This window comes from Erysipelatoclostridium sp. MSK.23.31, from assembly GCF_019125875.1.
GTDB classification, from domain to species: Bacteria; Bacillota_I; Bacilli_A; order Erysipelotrichales; family Coprobacillaceae; genus Thomasclavelia; species Thomasclavelia ramosa.
In genome coordinates this window covers 1-24,282 of the sequence record NZ_JAHOCB010000025.1, presented here as the reverse complement: position 1 = coordinate 24,282, position 24,282 = coordinate 1, and the positions used below count along the sequence as shown (strand labels likewise).

At 29.4% G+C, this 24,282-nt stretch carries 19 protein-coding genes and 1 CRISPR repeat array; of the genes, 18 read left to right on the top strand and 1 reads right to left on the bottom strand.

The window, feature by feature from the left end:
* Positions 1-398: 398 nt before the first annotated feature.
* From cas6 to KSU54_RS11655, 10 genes are all read left to right on the top strand, one after another.
* Positions 399-1,091 carry a CRISPR-associated endoribonuclease Cas6 gene (gene cas6, locus KSU54_RS11695; protein ID WP_040434346.1) on the top strand — a complete coding sequence of 231 codons (693 nt, stop codon included), beginning with the start codon at positions 399-401 and terminating at the stop codon, positions 1,089-1,091.
* Positions 1,092-1,105: 14 nt separating this feature from the next.
* A complete protein-coding gene (locus KSU54_RS18910; protein WP_226814627.1) occupies positions 1,106-1,915 on the top strand; it encodes a hypothetical protein in 810 nt (269 codons plus the stop codon).
* A gap of 162 nt (positions 1,916-2,077) precedes the next feature.
* Positions 2,078-2,836, top strand: a complete 759-nt coding sequence (locus KSU54_RS18905) for a hypothetical protein (protein WP_226816597.1) — start codon at positions 2,078-2,080, stop codon at positions 2,834-2,836.
* Complete coding sequence (locus KSU54_RS11685) at positions 2,829-3,746, top strand: type I CRISPR-associated protein Cas7 (protein WP_040434349.1); 918 nt, start codon at positions 2,829-2,831, stop codon at positions 3,744-3,746. The genes KSU54_RS18905 and KSU54_RS11685 overlap by 8 nt, the downstream gene beginning before the upstream one ends.
* A gap of 2 nt (positions 3,747-3,748) precedes the next feature.
* Positions 3,749-4,447: a type I-B CRISPR-associated protein Cas5b gene (gene cas5b, locus KSU54_RS11680; RefSeq protein WP_003538011.1), complete on the top strand. Its 699-nt coding sequence runs from the start codon at positions 3,749-3,751 to the stop codon at positions 4,445-4,447.
* A 37-nt stretch (positions 4,448-4,484) separates the two neighbouring features.
* Positions 4,485-6,992, top strand: a complete 2,508-nt coding sequence (locus KSU54_RS11675) for a CRISPR-associated helicase/endonuclease Cas3 (RefSeq protein WP_003538012.1) — start codon at positions 4,485-4,487, stop codon at positions 6,990-6,992.
* A gap of 10 nt (positions 6,993-7,002) precedes the next feature.
* On the top strand, positions 7,003-7,497 hold the full coding sequence (locus KSU54_RS11670; protein ID WP_040434352.1) for a CRISPR-associated protein Cas4: 495 nt from the start codon (positions 7,003-7,005) through the stop codon (positions 7,495-7,497).
* A gap of 11 nt (positions 7,498-7,508) precedes the next feature.
* On the top strand, positions 7,509-8,507 hold the full coding sequence (gene cas1b / locus KSU54_RS11665) for a type I-B CRISPR-associated endonuclease Cas1b (protein WP_040434354.1): 999 nt from the start codon (positions 7,509-7,511) through the stop codon (positions 8,505-8,507).
* Complete coding sequence (gene cas2, locus KSU54_RS11660; protein WP_003538016.1) at positions 8,507-8,794, top strand: CRISPR-associated endonuclease Cas2; 288 nt, start codon at positions 8,507-8,509, stop codon at positions 8,792-8,794. The genes cas1b and cas2 overlap by 1 nt, the downstream gene beginning before the upstream one ends.
* A 174-nt stretch (positions 8,795-8,968) precedes the next feature.
* Positions 8,969-10,174: direct repeats of the CRISPR family, unit length 30 nt; unit sequence GTTTAATAACAACATAAGATGTATTGAAAT.
* A 151-nt stretch (positions 10,175-10,325) separates the two neighbouring features.
* A complete protein-coding gene (locus KSU54_RS11655; RefSeq protein ID WP_008793030.1) occupies positions 10,326-11,150 on the top strand; it encodes a hypothetical protein in 825 nt (274 codons plus the stop codon).
* Positions 11,151-11,193: 43 nt separating this feature from the next.
* Here the strand turns inward: KSU54_RS11655 and KSU54_RS11650 are convergent, their stop codons facing one another.
* The gene (locus tag KSU54_RS11650; RefSeq protein ID WP_008793031.1) at positions 11,194-11,571 is read right to left on the bottom strand and encodes a PH domain-containing protein; all 378 of its coding nucleotides are present in this window, start codon (positions 11,569-11,571) and stop codon (positions 11,194-11,196) included.
* Positions 11,572-11,752: 181 nt separating this feature from the next.
* Here KSU54_RS11650 and KSU54_RS11645 point away from each other — a divergent pair, with 181 nt between their 5' ends.
* The 8 genes from KSU54_RS11645 (at position 11,753) to nifJ (ending at position 24,057) form a co-directional block, all read left to right on the top strand.
* Positions 11,753-13,360, top strand: coding sequence for a DEAD/DEAH box helicase (locus KSU54_RS11645; RefSeq protein ID WP_003538020.1), 1,608 nt, complete (start codon positions 11,753-11,755; stop codon positions 13,358-13,360).
* Positions 13,361-13,503: 143 nt separating this feature from the next.
* Positions 13,504-16,170 (top strand): pyruvate, phosphate dikinase, encoded by a 2,667-nt coding sequence (gene ppdK / locus KSU54_RS11640; protein WP_003538022.1) that lies wholly within the window; start codon positions 13,504-13,506, stop codon positions 16,168-16,170.
* An 82-nt stretch (positions 16,171-16,252) separates the two neighbouring features.
* Positions 16,253-17,233, top strand: a complete 981-nt coding sequence (locus KSU54_RS11635; RefSeq protein WP_003538023.1) for an asparaginase — start codon at positions 16,253-16,255, stop codon at positions 17,231-17,233.
* A gap of 9 nt (positions 17,234-17,242) precedes the next feature.
* On the top strand, positions 17,243-18,241 hold the full coding sequence (locus tag KSU54_RS11630; RefSeq protein WP_226814574.1) for a DNA-processing protein DprA: 999 nt from the start codon (positions 17,243-17,245) through the stop codon (positions 18,239-18,241).
* Between the two features lies 1 nt (position 18,242).
* Positions 18,243-18,887 (top strand): rhomboid family intramembrane serine protease, encoded by a 645-nt coding sequence (locus tag KSU54_RS11625; RefSeq protein WP_003538025.1) that lies wholly within the window; start codon positions 18,243-18,245, stop codon positions 18,885-18,887.
* A 42-nt stretch (positions 18,888-18,929) separates the two neighbouring features.
* Entirely contained in the window at positions 18,930-19,829 is a 900-nt protein-coding gene (gene galU, locus KSU54_RS11620) for a UTP--glucose-1-phosphate uridylyltransferase GalU (protein ID WP_003538026.1), read from the top strand.
* A complete protein-coding gene (locus KSU54_RS11615; protein WP_226814575.1) occupies positions 19,829-20,296 on the top strand; it encodes a hypothetical protein in 468 nt (155 codons plus the stop codon). Before galU ends, KSU54_RS11615 begins: the two co-directional genes overlap by 1 nt.
* A 242-nt stretch (positions 20,297-20,538) precedes the next feature.
* Positions 20,539-24,057 (top strand): pyruvate:ferredoxin (flavodoxin) oxidoreductase, encoded by a 3,519-nt coding sequence (gene nifJ, locus KSU54_RS11610; protein ID WP_003538029.1) that lies wholly within the window; start codon positions 20,539-20,541, stop codon positions 24,055-24,057.
* Positions 24,058-24,282: the final 225 nt, after the last annotated feature.

Here is a 24,282-nt window from a genome sequence, read left to right as displayed (position 1 = left end):
TCTAATAGGTTTTTTTATTATAATCACATATTTTTTATTAGAGCAATGATTAAAAGTAATAGTAGGTAGTTGATTTTTAAGGGGCTAAGTTAATATATTTTTAAATATAAAATGGTAAAAGTATTGATATATATTTTTTTATTAAGATATGAAAAGGGGAAAAGTGCGTAAGTGAGAATAAAATTAATCAAAAAATAAAAATGTAAATATAGATACTATAAATATTAGTATTAATCCTAAAAAAGACGCCTATTTAATATAGTATTAAACATAATTAAAAAATATTTTTACTAGAAAATAATAACAGTTAATTTTTGTTGTTATTAATGTAAGCGCTTTTGCTTATGAGATAAATATATATTATAATAAAAATATGTAAAAAAATGGAGAGTATAGAGATGGATGTATATGAAATAAAGATAAAATTATATTTATTGAAAGATATAAAAATTGAAGAAACACAGACTTATTTAGCATACTTTATTGATAGTGTAATGGTTAAAGATAATATGTTTTTAGGTATACATGAGACTAATCAGTATAAGTTTTATACTTTTGATAGTTTGTATCCTTTAGCTAAAAATGGGGTTTATCAAAAAGATAATTCGTATATGTTTAGAATAAGAACGTTAGATTATCAATTAGCTCAATATTTATATGATACTTTAGCTAAAAATCGGACTAAAGAATTTCAAGGTCTGACCGCTGAGGTTAAAATAATTAAACCAAAATTAATCAAAAAAATATATACACTTACACCAGTGATTTTAAAAACAGAGCAGGGATACTGGAAAAACAGCATTAAAACAGAGGATTTTGAAAAACGATTAAAAACTAATTTAATTAAAAAATACAAAGATATAACTGGTGAAGAAATTAATGAAGATTTTCAATTATATTATCAAATTAATTTTAAAAATAAGGTTCCGGTATCGAGAAAATATAAAGGAATTAAATTATTAGGGGATATGATTGAATTAGAAATTGCAGAAAATGATAATGCTCAAAAATTAGCTTTTTTAGCAATCGGATCAGGTTTGTTAGAAATGAACGCTAGAGGATTTGGATTTGTTAATTACATATATTATTGAAAGGAGGTTATATAATGCTTGATGAATGTTTACGAATTTTTAAGCAAGAGCTTAAAGATAATACAAATTTAGTTTTAAATACAATAATTTTGGCTGACGGGGATTATGTTTTAGTACATGATGATGGTACTTATGATGTAGAAAAAATTAAATATTCAAAAAAAGATCATTGTTTTATTGAAAAACCTGAAGATGATCTATATGAAAAATTATGTTTTTATGATTATCAAAGTCAAGTAATAGATACCCAAAAAACTTTTGATCTTCCTCATAAATTAATTCTTTCAAATAACTATTTATCATATTTTGTAAAAAAAGAAAAATTGAATAATAAAAAGAAAATTAATGATGCAACTGAAAAATATTTTTTAGCATTAAGTAATCCTAGAGCTAAGTATAATGGTAAAGATTTAGAGATGTATAATTTTGTGACTCAAAATATCAGCGAAGTTGATAAAAGAAGATTATTGCAAAATAAGCAGTGGTTAAAACAATATATTTATAATTTGGATGGTGTTGATTATAATGAAAAAGATTATTTAAAGATTTTTTTTGAAGCAGATTATCATCAATATATTAATGAAGGAAACCGTTATCTTTTGACAAAAATATTTAACTGTAACGATTATAACACTTATGAAAATGAAACAGTGTATGGAGTACCAAATTATAATATGCAATTAAATTCTAACAAACCATTTTTAAAAAATATGACAAGAATGCATAAAGTTCCATTTAAACTTTCCTTGGAAGAAGCATTGATACAAAAACAGTTTTTTGATTATTTATTAAATTATGCTAATAAAGGTAAAACAAATATCTAGATTAGTAGTAATGAGAATGATACTAAAAGAATTTATTTTTTAGATAACACCAAAAAAATAAAAAAGGGATTTAATGGGCTTTATCTTAAAATTAAAAAAGACAAAGAATTAAAAATAGAGTATATAGATACAGTTACTGATTATAAAGAATATTTAAGTCCTATGTTTAATTTTCGAAATGTGATTGGTGCTTTTGATGATGAATACTATCAAGAGTATAATAAAAGAAATGAGGTAGAAAAATTACTTAATGATGTCTTGTTTTCCAAGTTTTTAATTAATAATTATTTTACGGATCCAGATAGTATAATAAGTATTAAGGGTGAAAATATTGATGTTTATAAAAAGAATCTTATTACGTGTAGAGAAGCAATTTTTGCTTGGATACATGTAGGGGCAGTGGGAAATATTAAAAATATTTTGCCAAAAGCAGCGTTAGAAACAACGATTCACTCTATAAAAATGGGACATATTAAATTGGCTCAAAGACAATTTAATCTTTATTTTGCTATAAATGAATATTTTAATAAACAGGAGAATGGTATGAAAGATCTAAGAGAAAGTATTAGAACAAAAATAAATTCCCAACAGCAAATGAAAATAGAAAATGATTTAGAATATAGTTTTGCAGTTGGACAAGCAATAGCTTATCTTCAGTCAAAGAGCAAAGCTAAGAATAAAACTCAAGATTTTATTAATCAATTTATAACTATTAAGAGAGATGATTCTATGAAATCAAAATTGAAAAATTTATACTTACATTATAATTATGCTTTATCTACAGGTAAGACACGTTTCAATATGTTGTTTGGGATGATTATGGAATATCAGAGTGATCAAAAAATAAATCAAAACATGTTGATTGCTGGTTATATTGGAGAAAACTTAATTTATGAAAAGGGAGAAAACGAAAATGGATAAAAGAGTATATGGAGTGATTGGAGTATCATCAAAAATGGCAAATTGGAATGCTGATTTTTCTGGCTATCCTAGAAGTCTATCTGATGGAACGATTTTTGGTAGTGACAAAGCTTTAAAATATCCAATGAGAAAAATGTGGGACAATGAAGGTAAAAAGGTATTATATATGAAATCTATGAATTTTTCAAAAAAAAATGATACTATAACATTAGTACCAAATTCATTAAAAGAGAGATATGAAAAATTATTTGCTGTTGATGATTTAAAAAAATGTAAAGATAATAAGGAAGTATTAACTAATTTAATGACTGCTGTTGATGTTAAAAACTTTGGAGCAACATTTGCAGAAGCTAAAAATAATATTTCAATTACTGGTGCTGTTCAGTTTGGGCAGGGAATTAATAAATATGGTGATAGTGATCTTGAAACAATGCAAATACTATCACCATTTAGAGATACAAAAGATGCAGAAGCAAAAAATTCAACTATAGGGACTAAAAAAATAATCAATGAAGCACATTATTTCTATCCTTTTTCAATTAATCCTAGTGCTTATAAAGAACTTGTGGCTTTAGGAGTCACAGATGGCTACACTGAAGAAGATTATTTAAATTTTAAAAGAACGGCTTTAGTAGCAGCAACTTCTTTTTCATCAAACGCTAAAGAAGGATGTCAAAATGAATTTGCTTTATTTGTGGAAACTAAATTGGATACATATTTACCAAATTTAAGCGAGTATATTAGTTTTGAAAAAGCAGATATTAATAAAATTAAAATTGAATGTAACATGTTAAATGAATTAGAAGATATTTTAAATATTGAAATTTATTATAATCCTGAAACAACAGTTTTAGAATCTAATTTAGAAAAAGCTAAAATCTATAATTTGATTACTAAAAAAGAGGTGTAGATATGCAAGCACTTAAGTTTACTTTAAGTGGTAAAACTGCTTTTTTTAAGCGACCGGAAGTAAATACGTATTATTTTACTTTTGGTAATATTCATAGAGTTGCGCTATTAGGAATATTTGGGGCAATTTTAGGTTATCAGGGCTATAATAATACAATTGAACTACCAGAGTTTTATCAAAAATTAAAAGATATCAAATTATCTATTTTGCCTCAAAATGAAAAGGGTTATTTTTCAAAGAAAATTCAATATTATAACAATTCAGTTGGTTATGCATCCAAACAACAAGGAGGTAATTTAATTATAAAAGAACAATGGCTGGAAAATGTTTGTTGGGATATTGTTGTTTTGTTGGATAATGAGGAGGCGAATAAATTAGCTAAAGCTATAATAAACAAAAAATGTATTTTTATACCCTATTTAGGTAAAAATGATCATCCAGCTAATATCACTGATCCTGTAATTGTTGATTTACAAAAACGTGATATTGATAAAGAAACGCTTGACTGCTTATTTCCTTCAGGAAATTTCAAAAAAGCAGAGGATGTATATGTTAATTTTTATAAATATCAAGAAAGTTTACCAATTGGATTAAATGAAAAAACGGGATTGTATGAGTATATGACATTTATTCATACGAACTTTTATGTGGATAAAGGTGCAGTATATAGTTTTAATGATAAAAACATTGTATTTTATTAACCCGCTATTAAGCGGGTTTTATTGAAGGGAGAATATTATGGATATCGATAAATATCTAGTTTCGCTAGAAAAAATAATAATTAATATTGATCAGTGCTATGGACATAGAGATGATGATCATCAAGAAACAATTAATGAACATATTCAATTATGCACGAAATATTTAAAAGAGATATTTAAATTAAAGAAATTGGATTCAATTTTAAAATCTTTTAACATTTCTTTAGGAGAGGGGTTATCAAATGAAGGAAAAGAAATGTTTAATGAGTTATTTTTTAACACAATTACCTTTCATGATACCGGAAAAATAAATCCGTTTTTTCAAAAAAATAAAATGAATAATCCAGTAATGAATTATTTAAATCCGCCAAAAAATTTAAAATCTGATCATTCGAAATTATCGGCATACATCTATTTAGGAACTTATTTAAATAAATTGAATAGGTTATCAAGGAATGATATTGGATTAATAAAACCGATTGTTTATATAAATGCATTTGTTATTTCTCGACATCATGCTAAGATTGATGATTTTAGAACATATTTTATGGATAAACTTGACAGTGATGATATTTTGGAAAAAAGAATTATTGAATGGATGAACGATGAGAAATTTATAAGTCAGTTTACTGAGAAATTAAGTCTCGATTCATTGAATACAGATGAGTATAATTATATATTTGAAAAGCTAGAGAAATATGAAATGAATATACAAATAGATCTATATGCTTATGTTAGATTCTTATATTCACTTCTGGTTTTTTGTGATTATTATGCAACAAGTGAATTTTATGGTGATAATAAAAACAATGTAATGCTTAAAGATGCTGATTTTGGTGAAATCATTGAACTATATGATAATAGTGAATTAGTTACTAAGATTAGAAAAAATGATATTGGTAAAGAAAAAATCAATGCATTAAGAACAAAAGTATTCTTAGAAGCGGAAAGAAATTTACTAGAAAATATTGATAAAAATATTTTTTATTTAGAAGCTCCAACCGGGAGTGGTAAAAGTAACACAGCATTAAATCTTAGTTTACGTTTAATTGAAAATGATGATAGTTTAAATAAGATAATATATGTATATCCTTTTAATACATTAGTAGAACAAAATCTAGCATCGTTAAATAAAATTTTTGGTAATAGTAAGGCTATGAATAATATTGCTGTCGTTAATTCTACAACTCCATTAAAAAAGGATGAAGATGAAAACTTTTCGGATGAATATCAAAAAGCATTATTAGACCGTCAATTTCTAACATATCCAATTATTCTAACGACCCACGTAGGTCTGTTTGATACTTTCTTTGGAAATAACCGAGAATCAGCGTTTGGTCTATGTCAATATGCAAATTCGGTAATAGTTTTAGATGAAATCCAAAATTATCGAATTGAAATATGGAATGAGATGATCATCTTCTTAAAAGAGTTTGCTCAAATTCTTAATCTAAAAATAATTATCATGTCAGCAACATTACCAGATTTAGAATTACTTACAGATGATCGTAGTAATTCAGTTTCATTAATAACAAATCCTCAAGAATATTTTTTAAATCCAATTTTTAAAGATCGAGTAAAAACAGATTATAGTCTAATAAATGTAGAAAATACTGAAGAAGCGTTATTAAATCATGTTTTAGAGATGAATAAGCTAAAGAAAAAAATAATGATTGAGTTTATTGTTAGAAAAAGTGCAGAAAAGTTCTATCGTCAATTAAAAGAGATAGAATTAGATTGTGAAGTTTTATTTATTAGTGGTTTTGATAGTGTATTAGAAAGAGAAAAAATCATTAGTACTGTTAAAACTTCAAAACATCTTATTTTAGTAGCAACCCAGGTAATTGAAGCCGGTGTCGATATTGATATGGATATCGGTTATAAAGATATATCTAAACTTGATAGTGAAGAACAGTTTATGGGAAGAATAAATCGCTCATGTAAAGAAGATGGAAAAGGAATAGTATATTTCTTTAATTTAAATAAGGCAACCAATATTTATAAGGGGGATGAACGTGTTGCACAGAAAAATTTAACATTGTTTAATGATGATATGAAAAAAGTATTGTTAAAAAAGAACTTTAATTATTATTACCAAAAACTTCTTAAGACTCTAGCAAATAGAGCTAAAAAGCCTGAAGAAAAAAATGTTCCCAATTTTTTTAGAGAAAGTGTTGCGTGTTTAGATTATCAGGCAGTAAGTAAACGAATGGAATTGATATTAGATACTAGAGATCGAGTAACGATATTTTTAGGAAGAACGGTAATTAATATTGATGGGGAAGAATTTGATGGTAAAGATATTTGGAATCAGTATGTAGATTTATTGAAAAATAATGAAATGGATTATGCTAAAAAAGTATATGAGTTGTCAGTGGTTAAAAGTATGATGAATTATTTTATGTATCAAGTTATTAAAAAAAATCAATTTGATTTTAAAGAGCAGGTTGGAGATATTTATTATATTGAAAATGGTGATGATTATATTTTAGATGGTAAATTAAATACAGCCCTTTTTGAAACTGAGGATGAGTTATTTATATAGAGGTAAGAATATGGAAGTAAATGGAACATTAATAAACTATTATTTTCATTGTCAAAGGCAATGTTATCTTCATGGTAATCGACTTAATTTAGAGGATGAAAGTGAAAATGTGAAGATTGGTAAAGCATTGCATGAAGAAAAGTATAAAGATGATAAGAATTCAGAGATTGCAATTGATAATATTAGGTTAGATAAATTAACTGCAAAATATTTAACTGAAACAAAAAAGTCTGATGCTGATTTAGTTGCAGCAAAGTGGCAACTATTATATTATCTTAAAATTTTAAAGTCAAAAGGAATAATACGAAAAGGACGAATAGAAGTAATTGAAAAGAATAAACAAAATAAATCTTTTATTGAAGTGGAGCTAACAGAAATTGAAGAAAAAGAATTAGATAAAATTGTTATTAAAATTAAAGAATTATTAGAAAATGATCAAATACCACCAGTTTTAAATGAAAATAAATGTAAAAAATGTGCATATTATGCATATTGTTATATATAGGAGGTGTTGTAATGAAAAGTACTAAATACATAACTAGTATGGGAGATTTAAAACGTAAAGATGATTCGCTTTGTTTTAGAAAAAGTGGTAAGAATATATATTTACCAGTAGAAAATATAAAAGAGATATATTGTTTAAATGAAATTTCTCTTAATACTAAATTATTAGATTTTATCTCATCTAAAAATATAATTATTCATTTTTTTAACTATTATCAGGGTTATAGTGGTACCTTTTATCCAAAAGATAAATATACTAGTGGTAAATTGTTGATTAAACAGGTTGAAACATTTAATAATTATCGTATTGATATTGCAAAAGCAATAGTTAATGGTATTGCAATTAACATTGATGAAACTTTATATCACTATTATAAGCATGGTAAAAATGAGGTTAAAGAAACAATAGACTGGTTAAGAAAAGAGGTGCCAAAACGTTTAAAAAAAGCAGAAGATATTAAAATGATTATGGCGGTTGAAGGAGAAATATGGCAACGTTTTTATAGTATGTTTATATATATATTACCTGAAGATTTTATAATGAACAAAAGAGTAAAGAGACCACCTGATAATCCAATTAATGCACTAATTTCTTTTGGTAACACTTTACTTTATACAAAAACAATTTCAGCGATATATCAAACTCACTTAAATCAAAGTATTTCTTTTTTACATGAACCTACAGAACAAAGATTTTCTTTGTCTTTAGATTTAAGTGAAGTATTTAAACCGATCATTGTTTTTAAAACAATCTTTGAATTAGTCAATACTAAAAGATTAACGGTTGAGAAACATTTTGATAAGAAAACTAATTATTGTCTTTTAAATGATAAAGGTAGGGATATATTTATTGAAGCTTTTGAAAATAGAATGGAAACTAAATTTTTACATACTAAATTAAAGAGAAAGATAACATATAAAACAGCTATTAAATATGATGGTTATAAATTAATTAAAACAATTTTTGAAAATAAATTATTTATACCATTTTCTATAAAGGATAAATATTAATGAAAATAAAAAATCATAACTATGTAATCGTCTGTTACGATATTGGGGAAAAAAGAGTAAATAAAATATTTAAGATATGTAAAAAATATCTTCCTCATTATCAATATTCTATTTTTAAGGGTCCTATTACCCCTTCTAAATTAATTTTATTAAAAAAAGAACTAAAAAAAGCTATAAACAAAGAAGAAGATTGTGTAAGTATTATTAAATTACAGAGTGAGGATTCATTTGATGAAGAAATTTTAGGGAGTCAAAAAGAGGGAAATGAAGATAGTTTAATTATATAATTTACCAGGCTCAATTTCTTTTTAATGTCCTAAAACTGTTGGGAGAGTAAGCGTTTAAGAGAATTTTACTAGCAATTATAAAAAAGTAAAATCATTTGGTAAAAAAGTAGAAAAGTATTGATAGATATAGGTTTTGAGGTATAATAGAAAGTGTAAAATGGCTTATTTACTAGGGTTTAATAACAACATAAGATGTATTGAAATAGATTCTGATTGAATATGATGCTGTTTTAAACGGTTTAATAACAACATAAGATGTATTGAAATCAGACTGGGCAGATAGCTACTTATAAAGAAAAAACGGTTTAATAACAACATAAGATGTATTGAAATAAAATTTCTAAAATTCTGTTTGTTTTAACGATGATCGTTTAATAACAACATAAGATGTATTGAAATCCCTATAAATGCAGGGGTACCTACTAAACCACCAGCGTTTAATAACAACATAAGATGTATTGAAATGTTTGTCAATGTTGGAGCAGATGGTGAAGGCGGCAGGTTTAATAACAACATAAGATGTATTGAAATTGACCAAAAGTTGGAAATACATCTCTAATCGCTCCTGTTTAATAACAACATAAGATGTATTGAAATATGGAATCAATAATTGTTGTTCCATTTGATAATTGGGTTTAATAACAACATAAGATGTATTGAAATCTGAGACTGGAACATGATTTATAGATTTCAACAGAGTTTAATAACAACATAAGATGTATTGAAATGATAATTCTTCAATCAATGTTTGGTAATCATTGATGTTTAATAACAACATAAGATGTATTGAAATATGACCACAAAGACACGCTCGGATTAGCAGTATACGTTTAATAACAACATAAGATGTATTGAAATTATGACGGCTATGAAGAAAATATTACTGTAACAAATGTTTAATAACAACATAAGATGTATTGAAATGGTAAAGGAAGCAATGATGATACAGTAAAACTGCGTTTAATAACAACATAAGATGTATTGAAATAGGTAGGTGTCTGAACACGTCCAATTGACAATGGTGTTTAATAACAACATAAGATGTATTGAAATTGTATTAACTTATAGTTATCTATAGTAGAGTCTAAGTTTAATAACAACATAAGATGTATTGAAATCCTTCACGTTTATTGCTAGTTATACCATTTTTTCCAAGTTTAATAACAACATAAGATGTATTGAAATTGACATTAGCAATTGGGTCAAGTAGGGCCTTTACAGTTTAATAACAACATAAGATGTATTGAAATATCCAAGGTGAATTAGGTAATAATCTGCTTTTCGCGTTTAATAACAACATAAGATGTATTGAAATGCATTAGTTTTCTTAATAAAGCTGACCGGATCCATGTTTAATAACAACATAAGATGTATTGAAATAACATTTCTTTAGCGCTTAATTCTTCTATCATTTTAGTTTAATAACAACGAGATATTAAAGTGAAAAAACATGACTATTTTGTTCATATTACTATTAATAAAATATTTTTTTGTTATAATAAAAGTAAAAGTAAGTAGAAGTGGGGTAATTATGACAAATAAGTATAGATTAAAAATAATATATAAAGATACTAAATTGACATTAGACATTGAGGAAAATATTACTTTTGATGAATTAAGCTCAATTATTAATGAAAAATTAATGCTAAGTGATTCGAGAGCTTATAAATATCAAAAAGATGATGATATTATTGTTACAAGAAAAAATAGTAAAAACAATAAACTAGCAGATCTTTTAGAATTAGATCAGAAGTTAGTTTATATTATTGGTACTGGTAATAATGTTTATAGTATTAATATCATCGTTTGGGACTACATTATTGAAGCTGATAAAAAAATATTAGAGAAGTTTAATCAAATGTTGAAAAATGTCAAACAAGTACGTCCTGAACAAGTATATTATTTAAATAGTAGTCAAAGAAAGTTTATTGACGGTCTTTTGGCTGACTGTTATGAAATGTTGAAAGAAATGAGTTTTAGTGGAATTTATAATTACCGCTTATTTAAAAATGGTGCTGATTTTTTAACAACGAAAGTCATCTATTATATTCTTGATGATAAATATGAAATTCATTTATATAACAATAATGATGATTTAAAGGAAGATAATACAGAATATTTAATAACTTTTTATGATACTAATCGAGCTTATTTTAAAGGATACCAAGGAGTTAATCGTAATATTTTCATTCTTCACAAAGATAAAACAATTAAACAAAATGATTTTGAATATCTTTATCACGCTTTAAATCGTATCATTCATATGTTCAAGGATGGTGATGAAGATACATTATTTGAAAGCCATGAAACATGTTTATGTTATGACATTGCAACTAATAAATTTTGGACTGAATAATAAAAAAGCATCGTCTTATTATACTAACGATAAGATGATGTTTTTATTCAGAATGATCTTCAAAATTTAAATTTTCATCAAAGAACTCTTTACCAACAACTTTCTTTTTATCACGGGCATCTTCTACTAACTTAGAAATTAAATCTTTAACTTCTCGAGCATTTTTTATATTCTTTAAATGAATTTCACGTTCACTGTCAGCTTTAGTGTACAAAATTACTGTTCCAGTACCAAAGATTTTTTGTGATAAATTTCTTCGTAGACATAAATCGGTAATACGATACAAAAGCAATTCGTCATAGTGAGTACTAAATAGGCCAGTCTCTTGATATAGGCGATCATTTTTTATTTCATATTTAGTAAAACTAATTGGAAACCACATAAAATGTTTACGATCTTGCCAAATAATTTTATTTTCCATCATAAGTTCCTCCAATTACAACATTTTATCTATGATGATTATAACAGTAAAGAGTAGTCAATTCTATGATTATTGAAATAATCTCATTATAAATAAAAAAATAAAACAAATTATGCAAATAAGTTTGTATATATCGCGTAATTATGCTATACTCACCAAAGTGTCTAGAAAGGTATAAAGAATGATTGAAAACAAATTTAATGAATTAGGATTAAGTAATGAAGTATTAAAAGCAATTGAAGATATGGGGTTTTCTAAACCGTCAAAAATTCAAGAAGAAGCAATTCCTGTATTATTGACAGGAGTTGATGTAATTGGTCAAGCACAAACTGGTACCGGTAAAACTTTAGCATTTGGGAGCGTTTTGTTGTCAAAAATAACTCCATCTCAAAGAAAGTTACCACAAGCTATCATTTTGTCACCAACAAGGGAACTAGCAATGCAAATCCATGAAGAAATGGAACGTATTGGTAAATATAATGGAAGTCGAATTACTTGCGTATACGGTGGTAGTGATATAGAGCGACAAATTCGGACCATTAAAAAAGGAATCGATATTATCGTAGGGACACCAGGGCGAGTAATGGATTTAATGCGTCGTAATGTTTTGAAACTAAACGACGTAAAATTCGTAGTATTAGACGAAGCGGATGAAATGTTGAATATGGGCTTTGTTGAAGATATCGAAACTATTTTAGAAAAAGTTGATGATGATCGTCAAACAATTTTATTTTCAGCAACAATGCCAGCAGGAATTAAAAAGATTGCTCAAAATTATATGCATGATAATTTTGAACATGTAGCTGTATTATCAAAACAAACAACAGCTACATCTGTTAAACAATTCTATTACGAAGTGAAACAAAAAGATCGTTTTGAAGCAATGTGCCGTTTAATTGACGTCGCTAATGTTCAAACAGGAATTATTTTTTGTAGAACAAAACGTAGTGTTGATGAAGTAACTGAACAAATGCAGCAGGCAAATTATAATGTTGAAGCGATGCATGGAGATTTATCACAAAATCATCGTATGAATACATTGAGAAAATTTAAAAAAGGAACAATTAATTTTTTAATTGCAACTGATGTAGCTGCTCGTGGTATTGATGTTGAAAATGTAACACATGTAATTAATTATGAATTACCACAAGATATTGAATCATATGTTCATCGAATTGGTCGTACTGGTCGAGCTGATAAAGAAGGACAAGCTTATTCAATTATTACACCAAGAGAAAAAGGATTTTTACGTCAAATTGAGCGTGTAACAAAATCTTCTATTACCAAAGCGACTATTCCAACTCTGCAAGAAATTTCTGAAGCAAAAATTGGAACTCTGGTAAGTAAAGTTGAAGATCAAATTTTGGCTGGTAACCATAAGAAGTTCAAGCAATTGGTAAATGAAATTGATCCAACAATGTTAGCAGACTTTACGGCAGCATTAATGTATATGACATTCCAAGAACAGTTAGGATATGATTATAAACGTGATACGATTCAGGAGGCTTCTGAAGGTAAAAGGCGTGAACGTGGCCGTGGAAATAATAAAGATTATACAAGAATTTTTATTACTGCTGGTAGTATGGATCGTGTCAAAGCACCACAAATTGTTAATTTCTTTGTTTCTAAAGCAGGTGTGAGAAAAGAAGATATCGGAGATATTGATATCAAACGAAAATTTACATTTGTTGATATTAATAAGAAGGTAATCAATAAAGTTGTTGATAAGTGTAATAAGCAAAAGATTAATAATCGAAAGATTGAAATCGAAATTGCAAATAAAAAATAAATATTTGGTGAAAAGATTGTGTTTTAAAAATACAATCTTTTTTTGTATAAAAATATGGTATTTTAAAAGCGCTTACACTTGAATGAAAAGGCTAACACGTGTATAATATATTTATGTATTAATTCTAAGGAGGATTAGATTGAATGAAAAAATACGTTTATATGTTTAGCGAAGGAAACGAAATGATGCGTGACCTTCTAGGTGGTAAAGGGGCTAACTTGGCTGCAATGGTTAACTTAGGGTTACCAGTACCACAAGGATTTACAGTGACTACTGAAGCATGTAATGAATATTATGCTGATGGTAAGATCATCAATGATGAAATGAAAAAACAAATTGATGACTGCTTAGAAAGATTAGAAAAATTAGCTGATAAAAAACTTGGGGGATTAGATAATCCGTTATTAGTTTCAGTTCGTTCTGGAGCAAAATTTTCTATGCCTGGAATGATGGATACAATTCTTAACTTAGGTTTAAATGATGAAACTGTTGAAGTTGTAGCTAAACAAACAGGAAATCGTCGTTTTGCTTTTGATAGTTATCGTAGATTTATTCAAATGTACTCTGATGTAGTTTGTGAAGTTGATAAAGAGTTATTTGAAGCTAAATTAAGTGAATTAAAAACTTCAAAGGGATATGAAAGTGATTTAGATATCACTGCAGAAGATTTTGAAAATATCATTATTCCTCAATATAAAGAAATTTTCAAAACTCAATTAGGTAGAGACTTTCCACAAGAAGCTAAAGAACAATTAATGGGAGCAATTTTAGCTGTATTCAGATCATGGAATAATGATCGTGCTATTATTTATCGTAACTTAAATGGAATTCCTCATGATTTGGGAACTGCTGTTAACGTACAACAAATGGTATTTGGTAATATGGGTGATGACTCAGGTACTGGGGTATTATTTACTCGTAATGCTGCTAATGGGGATAATCATATTTATGGTGAGTATTTAATTAACGCTCAAGGTGAAGACGTTGTTGCTGGTATTCGTACACCACAAAAAATTGCTAAATTAGAAGAAGATATGCCAGAAATCTATAAACAATTAGTTACAATTGTTAAAGGATTAGAAAAACATTATAAAGATATGCAAGACTGTGAATTTACAGTTGAGAATGGTAAACTATATATTTTACAAACTCGAAATGGTAAACGTACTGGTAAAGCAGCATTAAAAATTGCTGTAGATTTAGTACATGAAGGTTTAATCAATAAATATGAAGCAATGACAAGAGTTGAACCTGATCAAATCTCACAACTATTACATCCGAACTTTACACCTGCTGCATTAGCTGCTGCTGAAGTGTTGATTGAAGGATTACCTGCTTCACCAGGTGCTGGTGCTGGTAAAGTTTATTTAACTGCTGAAAAAGTTCATGAACAAGCTGTAGCTGGTGAAAAAGTTATTTTAGTAAGACACGAAACTTCTCCTGAAGATATTCAAGGTATGGTTGATTGTGAAGGTATTTTAACTTCTACTGGAGGAATGACGAGTCATGCAGCTGTAGTTGCTCGTGGTATGGGTAAATGCTGTATCGTAGGTGCAAAAGCATTATCGATTGATTATGATGCAGGAACATTTACAATTGATGGAAAAACTTATCCAGAAGGAACAGAAATTTCATTAGATGGTACAAGTGGTAAAGTATATATGGGAATTTTAGATTCTGAAGAATCTGAATTAACAGGTGATTTTGCTGAATTGATGTCTTGGGCTGATGAAATCAAGAAATTACAAGTTCGTGCTAATGCTGATAGCCCTCGTGATGCGGCTGTAGCTATTAAATTTGGAGCTGAAGGTATTGGTTTATGTCGTACAGAACATATGTTCTTTGAAGGAGATCGTATCGAATATGTAAGACAAATGATTTTATCTGATACAGTGGAAGAAAGAATTAAGGCATTAGATGAGTTATATAAATTCCAAGTTGAAGACTTCAGAGGAATCTATCGTGCGATGGTTGGATTACCGGTAACAGTACGTTTATTAGATCCACCTCTTCATGAATTTTTACCACATACTGATGAAGAATATCAAGCAGTTGCTGATAAACTTGGAAAAACATTAGAAGAAGTGAAAACTAAGGGCGCAACTTTAAAAGAAACTAATCCAATGTTAGGACATCGTGGTTCACGTTTAGCAGTAACGTATCCAGAAATCTATAATATGCAAGTTAGAGCAATTATTGATGCAGCGATTGATGTTGAAAGAGAATTAGGATGTACAATCGTACCAGAAATCATGTTACCATTGATTGGTAGTGAATCTGAAATCGTTTATGTGAAAGATAATGTTACAAAAGCAATTGATGCCGCAATTATGGCTAAAAATGCAAAAATTGAATATAAGATCGGTACAATGATTGAAATTCCAAGAGCTGCTTTAACAGCTGATGAAATTGCAAAACATGCTGAATTTTTCTCATTTGGAACTAACGATTTAACTCAAATGACATTTGGTTTCTCTCGTGATGATGTAGGAAGTTTCTTGCCTGAATATATTAATCGTAAAGTAATTCAAGTTGATCCATTCGTATCGCTTGATCAAAGTGGTGTTGGTCAATTAGTAGAAATGGCTGCAAACAAAGGTCGCAGTGTTCGTCCAAAAATTAAATTAGGTATTTGTGGTGAACATGGTGGAGATCCAGAATCAATTAAATTCTGTCATAAAACAGGTTTAACTTATGTATCTTGTTCTCCATATCGTGTGTTAATTGCACGTTTAGCTGCTGCTCAAGCTGCTGCTGAGGAAATTATCCTAGAACACACTACTGATAAAGTATTAGTTGCTGATAAATAGCTGATAAACGTCTCTTAATTTAAAGAGACGTTTTTTTATTTGTGTAAAGTAGGATATTTGGTATAATAGATATGGTGATAAAATGAAAAATATTATAATTGTAGCAACAGGTGGAACAATTGCAGGAAGTGGCAAAGTTGGAAAAGCAACTAATTATCAGGCTGGAAAAATCAATATTAAGGAAATAATTGACTCTATTCCAATGATTAATGAAGTTGCTAATTTAAAAGCAATTCAGCTTTTTAATGTCGATAGTAATGAGATGAATGAAGAACATTGGATAATTTTAGCTAATAAAATAAATGATTTGGCTTCTCAAAAAAATGTTGATGGTATTGTAGTTACTCATGGAACTGATACATTGGATGAGACAGCCTATTTTTTAAATCTTACAATCAATACATATAAGCCAGTCGTTTTGACAGGGGCAATGAGACCAGCGAGTGCAACTAGTGCAGATGGTCCGATTAATTTATATCAAGCTGTTTGTTTGGCTTCGTGTGATGATGCTTTGGGACATGGCGTAATGGCAGTCTTTTCAAGTACAATTTATTCAGGGCGAGATATCCAAAAAATTAGTAATTTTAAAACTGATGCATTTGATCAAAAAGATTTTGGATGTTTGGGTTATATGAATGATGATAAAGTTATGATGTTTTCAAGAACTTTTAAAAAACATACATTGCAATCAGTTTTTAGTGAAAAGCCAATTACTGAATTGCCTCCGGTAGGGATTGTCTATTACTATGCTGGTGCTAAACCTGATATTTTGACGATGATGGCTCAGAATCATCGAGGGATTGTGATAATTGGCAGCGGTAGTGGTAATTATAGTCAAGCATGGCTGAATGAAATTGAAACACTAGGTGCTCAAGGAATCATTTTTGTTAGAGCGTCTCGGGTTAATCAGGGAATTGTATATGAGAGTGATGTTTTTGATCCTCATAATGTCTGTATACCGTCTAATACTTTGTCAGGACAAAAAGCTAGAGTGCTTCTAATGCTTGCTTTAAGTGTTACTCAGAATACAAAAGAAATTAAAAGAATTTTTAATGAATATTAAAGGGGGCACATGTACGTGGAACGAATCAAACTTAATTTAGATAGTATTGCAATGATGCTGTTTTGTGCTCGATTAAAAGCGTATAAAGAGGTCCCACTTTCTAATGAGGAATGGTTGTTAATTGAGCGGATTATAAAAAAGAAGGGGTTAAAAGGACCTGCTAGTTTGCTGTCGATGAATCAGACAGAACTTGAAGAAATTTTAGAAATAAATGAATTTATTGCTTATAAAATGGCACGAAGAATTGAAACGATGAATATTTTTTTTAGTGTTCTTAATAATCTGGAGGGAAATGGAATTAATGTTACTACAAAATATGAAGATAATTTCCCTAAATTGTTAACTAAACACCTAAAGAAAAGGGCTCCATTATATGTGTTTTATTGTGGTAATATTGAATTAGTTGGAGAAGGAATTTCTTTGATGGGTCTTAATAAGGTTACTAAAAAAGATCGCGCCTATACCAAAAGATTGGTAGATAAAGCAATTGAAGATAATCTAATTTACATTTCCAATGATGCTAAAGGAATTGATGATGTTGCTTTGCATTACGCACTTTATCATGGTTGTCATTGTATTAGTTTTGTTTGTGAGCGACTTGGTGCTAAAAGCAAAGACTATACTAGATATATTAAATCCGGACAATTAGTGATGCTGAGTGCTGAGGATCCAAACTGCTATTTTGATGTAACTAATGCAATTGAGCGTAATAGCTATGTATGTGCATTGTCAAAATATCAAATTATTGTTTCAAGTAGTATTAATAATGGCGCAACATGGTTTACTTCGTTGCAAAATTTACACAATAAATGGACTACACCTTTAGCTGTTGAAGGGTTATATTTAGGAAATGATCGGTTACTTGATATGGGAGTGACACCAATATATATAAAAGATGTATTGTCTGATTATTCGTTCGATATGATTTATGATAGAAACAAAAAAATTGTTGAAGATGCAGAAGTCAATATTGATCAGATGTCAATATTTGAATTTATAGGAGAATAGAATGAATTTTGATTATAAAAAATATCCAGTGACAGCCGGGGTGATTGGAATATGTATTTTAGTTTATTGTTATACAACCGTTAAATACGGTTTTGAAATGAATGCTTATCAAGGAATCAGAGCAGGTGGATTTAATCCAATTTTGGTTTTGGCAGGAAATCAATATTGGCGATTAATTAGTGCAAACTTTATTCATTTTGGAATTATGCATATTTTTTGTAACTGTTATTCATTAGTTAATCTAGGCTCAGTTATGGAATATTTGTTGGGAATGAAGCGTTATTTGATTATTTTGATTGCTTCTGCCCTTGCAACTACGATTTTACCAACAGTTTTTTATATTTTGACTGGAAATGGTGCTAGTAGTATTATGGGAGGTATTTCTGGAGCTATTTTTGGATTGATGGGAGCTTTATTAGCATTGGCTTGGAAATTTAAAGATGTTTATGCATATTTATTCAAGCAAATATCGTCAAGTGTTCTATTGATGCTGCTGATTTCTATATTGGTGCCTTCGATTTCTTTATCTGGACATATTTCAGGTATGATTGGTGGTTTTATTGCAACTTTACTAATTATCAAATTTATGCCTTTACGCATTTGGAAAAAGAAAAAACCGGAAAATTATCATAATCTTGTCAATTAATAATCAGATATAGTAAAATATAAACATATAGAGGAGAGTACAATGAAACAAAAAGTAAGAAAAGCAATTATTCCAGCGGCTGGATTAGGAACAAGATTTTTACCAGCAACTAAAGCACTAGCAAAGGAGATGTTGCCAATTGTTGATACCCCAACAATTCAATATATTATCCAAGAAGCAGTGGATAGTGGAATTGAAGAAATTTTAATTATTACTAATTCAAATAAACATGCGATGGAAAATCATTTTGATAAGTCGTATGAATTAGAAGCGCGTTTAACAGAATCAGGTAAAATGGAACAAGTTAAAATGATACAAGATATTGCTGATATGGCAAATATTTATTATATTCGTCAAAAAGAGCCAAAGGGATTAGGTCATGCGGTATTATGTGCAAAATCATTTATTGGTGATGAGCCATTTGCAGTATTATTAGGTGATGATATTGTTGTAAATGATGGTGGTGAGCCAGCATTAAAGCAATTAATAGATGCGTATATAAATAAAGAAGCATCAGTTGTTGGGGTACAGACAGTTGAACATAAAGATGTTTGTAAATATGGAATTGTCAGTCCGTCACATTCGCATCCTCGTGAAAATGGTGGGCGTTTAGTTAAGTTAAATAATATGGTGGAAAAGCCGGCAGTTGAAGAAGCTCCTAGCGATATGGCAGTATTAGGAAGATATGTTTTGACACCAAAAGTATTTGAATTGCTAGAAACTCAAGGAAAAGGTGCTGGTGGAGAAATCCAGTTAACAGATGCTATCAAACGTTTAATGGATATTCAAGCGGTCTATGCGTATGACTTTGAAGGGATTCGTTATGATGTTGGTGATAAGTTTGGTTTTATTAAGGCAACGATTGATTTTGCATTAAAGCGCGAAGATTTAAAAGAAAAGGTTCAAGCATATATAAATTCACTTGTAAAGGATGTTAAATGATGAGTTTTCAAGAGAAATATGAAGAGTATAAACAAAGAAAAGAAGCGCAAGCGTTTTTTAATCAAAATAATGATCAAAAAGTATATGGGAAAGATTATTTAATAGCTATTTTAGTTGGATTTGGTTCAACGATCGTTATGGGATGTATTTTAACCTGGATTATTTCTAAAATAGGTTTTAATTTTTCATACTTTACTATTTTAATTGGAATTTTTGAAGCTCAGGCAATAAAAAAAGTATTGAATAAAAGTGGTCAACAATTAGCCATTATTGCTGCAGTTACTTTTGTTTTAGGAATTGTCGTGGCACAAGCAATTTTTATAAGTATAACGCTACCTTTTTTTAATGTCAGCATGCTAGTTGAAACATTCAAATATTGTTTCCAAAATATGATAACAGGTGATGTGTTAAGTACAATTATCTATTTATTTGGTGCGATTGCGGCATATATGGCATTAAAAGATTAAATATATTAATTTAAAAGAATATAATTGGCTGATCGGTTTTAGTGATCAGCTTTTTTGTTATATTATTTTTAATAAAGATTGATGGATTCAAGGTAAATGGATTGTTAAATAAAAACATTCTTTTTATTTAAAATGAAAAAATAATGCCTTTCTATATTTGTGAGGGTCTTTTAGTAATTATAACTAGCAATACAAAAGGCTACGTAGTATAATAATGGTATGCAAAAGGAGGATTTTTAAAAATGGCTAAAAAGTTTTTATCAATGGATGGTAATACTGCTGCAGCGCACGTTGCGTATGCGTTTACTGAAGTAGCAAGTATTTATCCAATTACACCTTCATCTCCAATGGCTGAAAATGCGGAAGCATGGTCTGCCCAAGGTAAAAAAAATATCTTTGGTTCACCTGTTAATGTAATTGAAATGCAATCAGAAGCCGGAGCTGCTGGTGCTGTCCATGGGGCGTTACAAGGTGGTGCACTTGCAACTACTTTTACTGCGTCTCAAGGTTTATTATTGATGATTCCTAACTTATACAAGATTGCTGGGGAATTATTACCTGGTGTATTCCATGTATCAGCAAGAGCACTTGCAACAAGAGCATTAAATATTTTTGGTGATCATCAAGATATTTATGCTTGTCGCCAAGTTGGAATGCCAATGATTTGTTCACACTCAGTTCAAGAAGTAATGGATTTAGGAGGAATTGCACATTTAACGGCAATTAAATCATCTGTTCCTGTAATGCACTTCTTTGATGGGTTTAGAACATCTCATGAAATTCAAAAAGTAGAAGTAATGGATTATGATGTATTAGAAAGTCTTTTAGATAAAGAGGCTCTTGCTAAATACAAGAAAAATGCAATGAATCCACACACTAACCCAATTGAGCGCGGTGGGGCTGAAAATGATGATATTTATTTCCAAGGTCGTGAAGCTCAAAACAAGCATTATGATGCAGTGGTAGAAGTAGTTGCTGATTATATGAAAAAGATTTCTGAAATTACCGGTAGAGAATATGCTCCATTTACATATTATGGGGCACCTGATGCAGCAAGAGTAATCGTTGCAATGGGATCAGTAACAGAAACAATTAAAGAAACAATTGATGAAATGAACCGTCGCGGTGATCGCGTAGGTTTAATTAAAGTACATCTATATCGTCCTTTCTCTGCCAAATACTTATTAAAAGTATTACCTAATACAGTGGAAAAAGTAGCTGTTCTAGATCGTACTAAAGAAATGGGTGCTACTGGAGAGCCTTTATATTTAGATGTTGTTAGTGTCCTTAAAGACGTTAAACATGTAAGAGCAATTGTTGGTGGACGTTATGGTATGGGTTCTAAAGATACTACTCCTCGTCAAATCAAAGCAGTATATGATCATTTATTAGAGGATGCTCCATTTACTTCATTTACAATTGGTATTAATGATGATGTAACTAATCTATCATTAAAAGAGGATCCTGAATTTAATGTTGATGCTGATTATACAGCATGTCTATTTTATGGTTTAGGTTCAGATGGTACTGTTTCAGCTAATAAATCTTCAATAAAAATCATTGGGGATCATACTGATTTATATTCACAAGCTTATTTTGCTTATGATTCTAAAAAAGCTGGAGGGGCAACACGCTCTAATTTACGCTTTGGGAATACTCCAATCAGAGCTACTTATTATGTAAATAATGCGGATTTTATTTCTTGTTCATTAGACAACTATGTAATTAAATATGATATGTTAAAAAATCTTAAAGATGGTGGAACATTCTTATTAAATACAGAGTTCTCAAAAGAAGAAATTATTGATTATTTACCAAATCGAGTAAAAAAACAATTAGCAGATAAAAAGGCTAAATTCTATATAATTAATGCCAATAAAATTGCTGGCGAAATTGGTATGGGAAGAAGAACTAATACAATTCTTCAATCTGCATTCTTTGCATTAAATCCCCAAATCTTACCAATTGAAAAAGCTGTTGAATATATGAAAGAAATGGCAAAGAAAACATATAGTAAAAAAGGTGATGCTATTGTCCAACTTAACTACAAAGCAATTGATGCAGGTAAAGACGCAATTGAAGAAGTAGCTGTTGATAATTCTTGGTCTGATTTAACAGTAACTGCAACTAGAAGTACTACTGGAGATGAACATTTTGATGAATTTGTTTCAGTAATCAATAGTTTAGATGGTTATGATTTACCTGTTTCTGCTTTCATGGATAAATTAGATGGTTCAATGAAATCAGGAGTGGCAATCAAAGAAAAGCGTGCAATTGCAACTGAAGTTCCTCGTTGGAATAAAGATAACTGTATTCAATGTAATAACTGTGTAATGGTTTGCCCTCATGCAACGATCAGAGCGTTCTTGCTTGATGAAGAAGAAATGGCTAATTTACCAGAAAACATTGGTGATGATGTTTTAGTTCCAATGGGTAAAGATATGGGTGGATTAGTATATCGTATCCAAGTTTCACCGGATAACTGTGTTGGATGTGGTTTATGTGTTACTGAATGTCCAGGTAAGAAAGGTGAAAAAGCTCTTGAAATGGTTAGTGTGAAAGATGAATTAGTACATGCTCCATTAGCTGATTACATGTATGCTAATGTTAAATATCGTGATGATAAGTATCCATTAACTACAGCTAAAGGTGTTGGTTTCATGAGACCGTATTTTGAAGTTTCAGGTGCTTGTGGTGGATGTGGTGAAACACCATACTATCGTTTGGCTTCACAATTATTTGGTAAGGATATGATGATTGCTAATGCTACTGGATGTAGTTCAATTTATAGTGGTTCTACTCCTTCTACACCTTGTGCGATTGATGGAAATGGTCAAGGACCAGCATGGGCTAACTCATTATTCGAAGATAATGCTGAATTTGGTTTCGGAATGAAATTAGCTGAAAATTATAAAGTTGGGCATCTATTACGTATTATTGAAGAAAATAAAGATGCTTGTGAACCGGAACTGAAGGCTTTATTGGAAGAGTATGTTGAAATCAATGGTGATCGCGCTAAAGAAAGAGAGCTTGTGCCTCAAATCATGACTGCGGTTAAAGCTTCAAGCAACGAAGCAATTAAAGAATTGTTAAATCATGAAGGAGATATGGTAAGTAAATCTCAATGGATCATTGGTGGTGATGGATGGGCTTATGATATCGGCTATGGTGGATTAGATCATGTTATTGCAAGTAACCAAAATGTTAATATTTTAGTACTTGATACTGAAGTATATTCTAATACAGGCGGACAATCTTCTAAATCATCTCAAGCTGGATCAATCGCCAAATTTACTGCTGGGGGTAAATCAGCTGCTAAAAAAGATTTAGCACAAATCGCTATGGCATATGGACATGTTTATGTTGCTCAAGTTGCTATGGGAGCAAATCCTGTACAAACAATTAAAGCATTCAAAGAAGCTGAAGCTTATAATGGACCTTCTTTAATCATTGCTTACTCTCCATGTATGGAACATGGTATTAAAGGTGGTCTTGCAAATCATCAAAGACAACAAAAAGATGCTGTATCTTGTGGATACTTCAACTTATTGAGATATGATCCTCGTCTTGAAGATGCAGGAAAGAATCCTTTGCAAGTTGATTCTAAAGCACCAGACTTTGATAAATTTAAAGATTTCTTGTTATCTGAAAACCGTTTTGCACAATTGTTAAAGGTTAATCCAGAACATGCGGAGGCATTAATGGAGAAATGTTTAGCTGATGCTAAAAAACGTCGTTTAAGATTAGATAGAATGGCATAAAAAGTTTAAATCAGAGGAAAAATCCTCTGATTTTTTCTTATTCGACTGCAAATATAGTTGATTATTACACTGTTTTTTGGAAACTTAATAAAAAAATAAAAAAAATGTATAAAATTCTTTACAAGAGCAAATATTAGTGATAGAATAATCATGCACTCGAGATAAGAGTGGAGATCATTGAAAACTAAACAGAATTAAGAAACACACGTCAATATCCAGAAGGAT

Bases quoted from the DNA above. Each gene is read 5' to 3' on its own strand.
- KSU54_RS11675 (WP_003538012.1), top strand. From the start codon at position 4,485: ATGGATATCGATAAATATCTAGTTTCGCTAGAAAAAATAATAATTAAT.
- KSU54_RS18910 (WP_226814627.1), top strand. From the start codon at position 1,106: ATGCTTGATGAATGTTTACGAATTTTTAAGCAAGAGCTTAAAGATAAT.
- KSU54_RS11650 (WP_008793031.1), bottom strand. From the start codon at position 11,571: ATGGAAAATAAAATTATTTGGCAAGATCGTAAACATTTTATGTGGTTT.
- cas6 (WP_040434346.1), top strand. From the start codon at position 399: ATGGATGTATATGAAATAAAGATAAAATTATATTTATTGAAAGATATA.
- cas5b (WP_003538011.1), top strand. From the start codon at position 3,749: ATGCAAGCACTTAAGTTTACTTTAAGTGGTAAAACTGCTTTTTTTAAG.
- KSU54_RS11685 (WP_040434349.1), top strand. From the start codon at position 2,829: ATGGATAAAAGAGTATATGGAGTGATTGGAGTATCATCAAAAATGGCA.
- KSU54_RS11615 (WP_226814575.1), top strand. From the start codon at position 19,829: ATGAGTTTTCAAGAGAAATATGAAGAGTATAAACAAAGAAAAGAAGCG.
- galU (WP_003538026.1), top strand. From the start codon at position 18,930: ATGAAACAAAAAGTAAGAAAAGCAATTATTCCAGCGGCTGGATTAGGA.
- KSU54_RS11630 (WP_226814574.1), top strand. From the start codon at position 17,243: ATGTACGTGGAACGAATCAAACTTAATTTAGATAGTATTGCAATGATG.
- KSU54_RS11645 (WP_003538020.1), top strand. From the start codon at position 11,753: ATGATTGAAAACAAATTTAATGAATTAGGATTAAGTAATGAAGTATTA.
- KSU54_RS18905 (WP_226816597.1), top strand. From the start codon at position 2,078: ATGTTTAATTTTCGAAATGTGATTGGTGCTTTTGATGATGAATACTAT.
- cas2 (WP_003538016.1), top strand. From the start codon at position 8,507: ATGAAAATAAAAAATCATAACTATGTAATCGTCTGTTACGATATTGGG.
- KSU54_RS11625 (WP_003538025.1), top strand. From the start codon at position 18,243: ATGAATTTTGATTATAAAAAATATCCAGTGACAGCCGGGGTGATTGGA.
- ppdK (WP_003538022.1), top strand. From the start codon at position 13,504: ATGAAAAAATACGTTTATATGTTTAGCGAAGGAAACGAAATGATGCGT.
- KSU54_RS11670 (WP_040434352.1), top strand. From the start codon at position 7,003: ATGGAAGTAAATGGAACATTAATAAACTATTATTTTCATTGTCAAAGG.
- cas1b (WP_040434354.1), top strand. From the start codon at position 7,509: ATGAAAAGTACTAAATACATAACTAGTATGGGAGATTTAAAACGTAAA.
- nifJ (WP_003538029.1), top strand. From the start codon at position 20,539: ATGGCTAAAAAGTTTTTATCAATGGATGGTAATACTGCTGCAGCGCAC.
- KSU54_RS11655 (WP_008793030.1), top strand. From the start codon at position 10,326: ATGACAAATAAGTATAGATTAAAAATAATATATAAAGATACTAAATTG.
- KSU54_RS11635 (WP_003538023.1), top strand. From the start codon at position 16,253: ATGAAAAATATTATAATTGTAGCAACAGGTGGAACAATTGCAGGAAGT.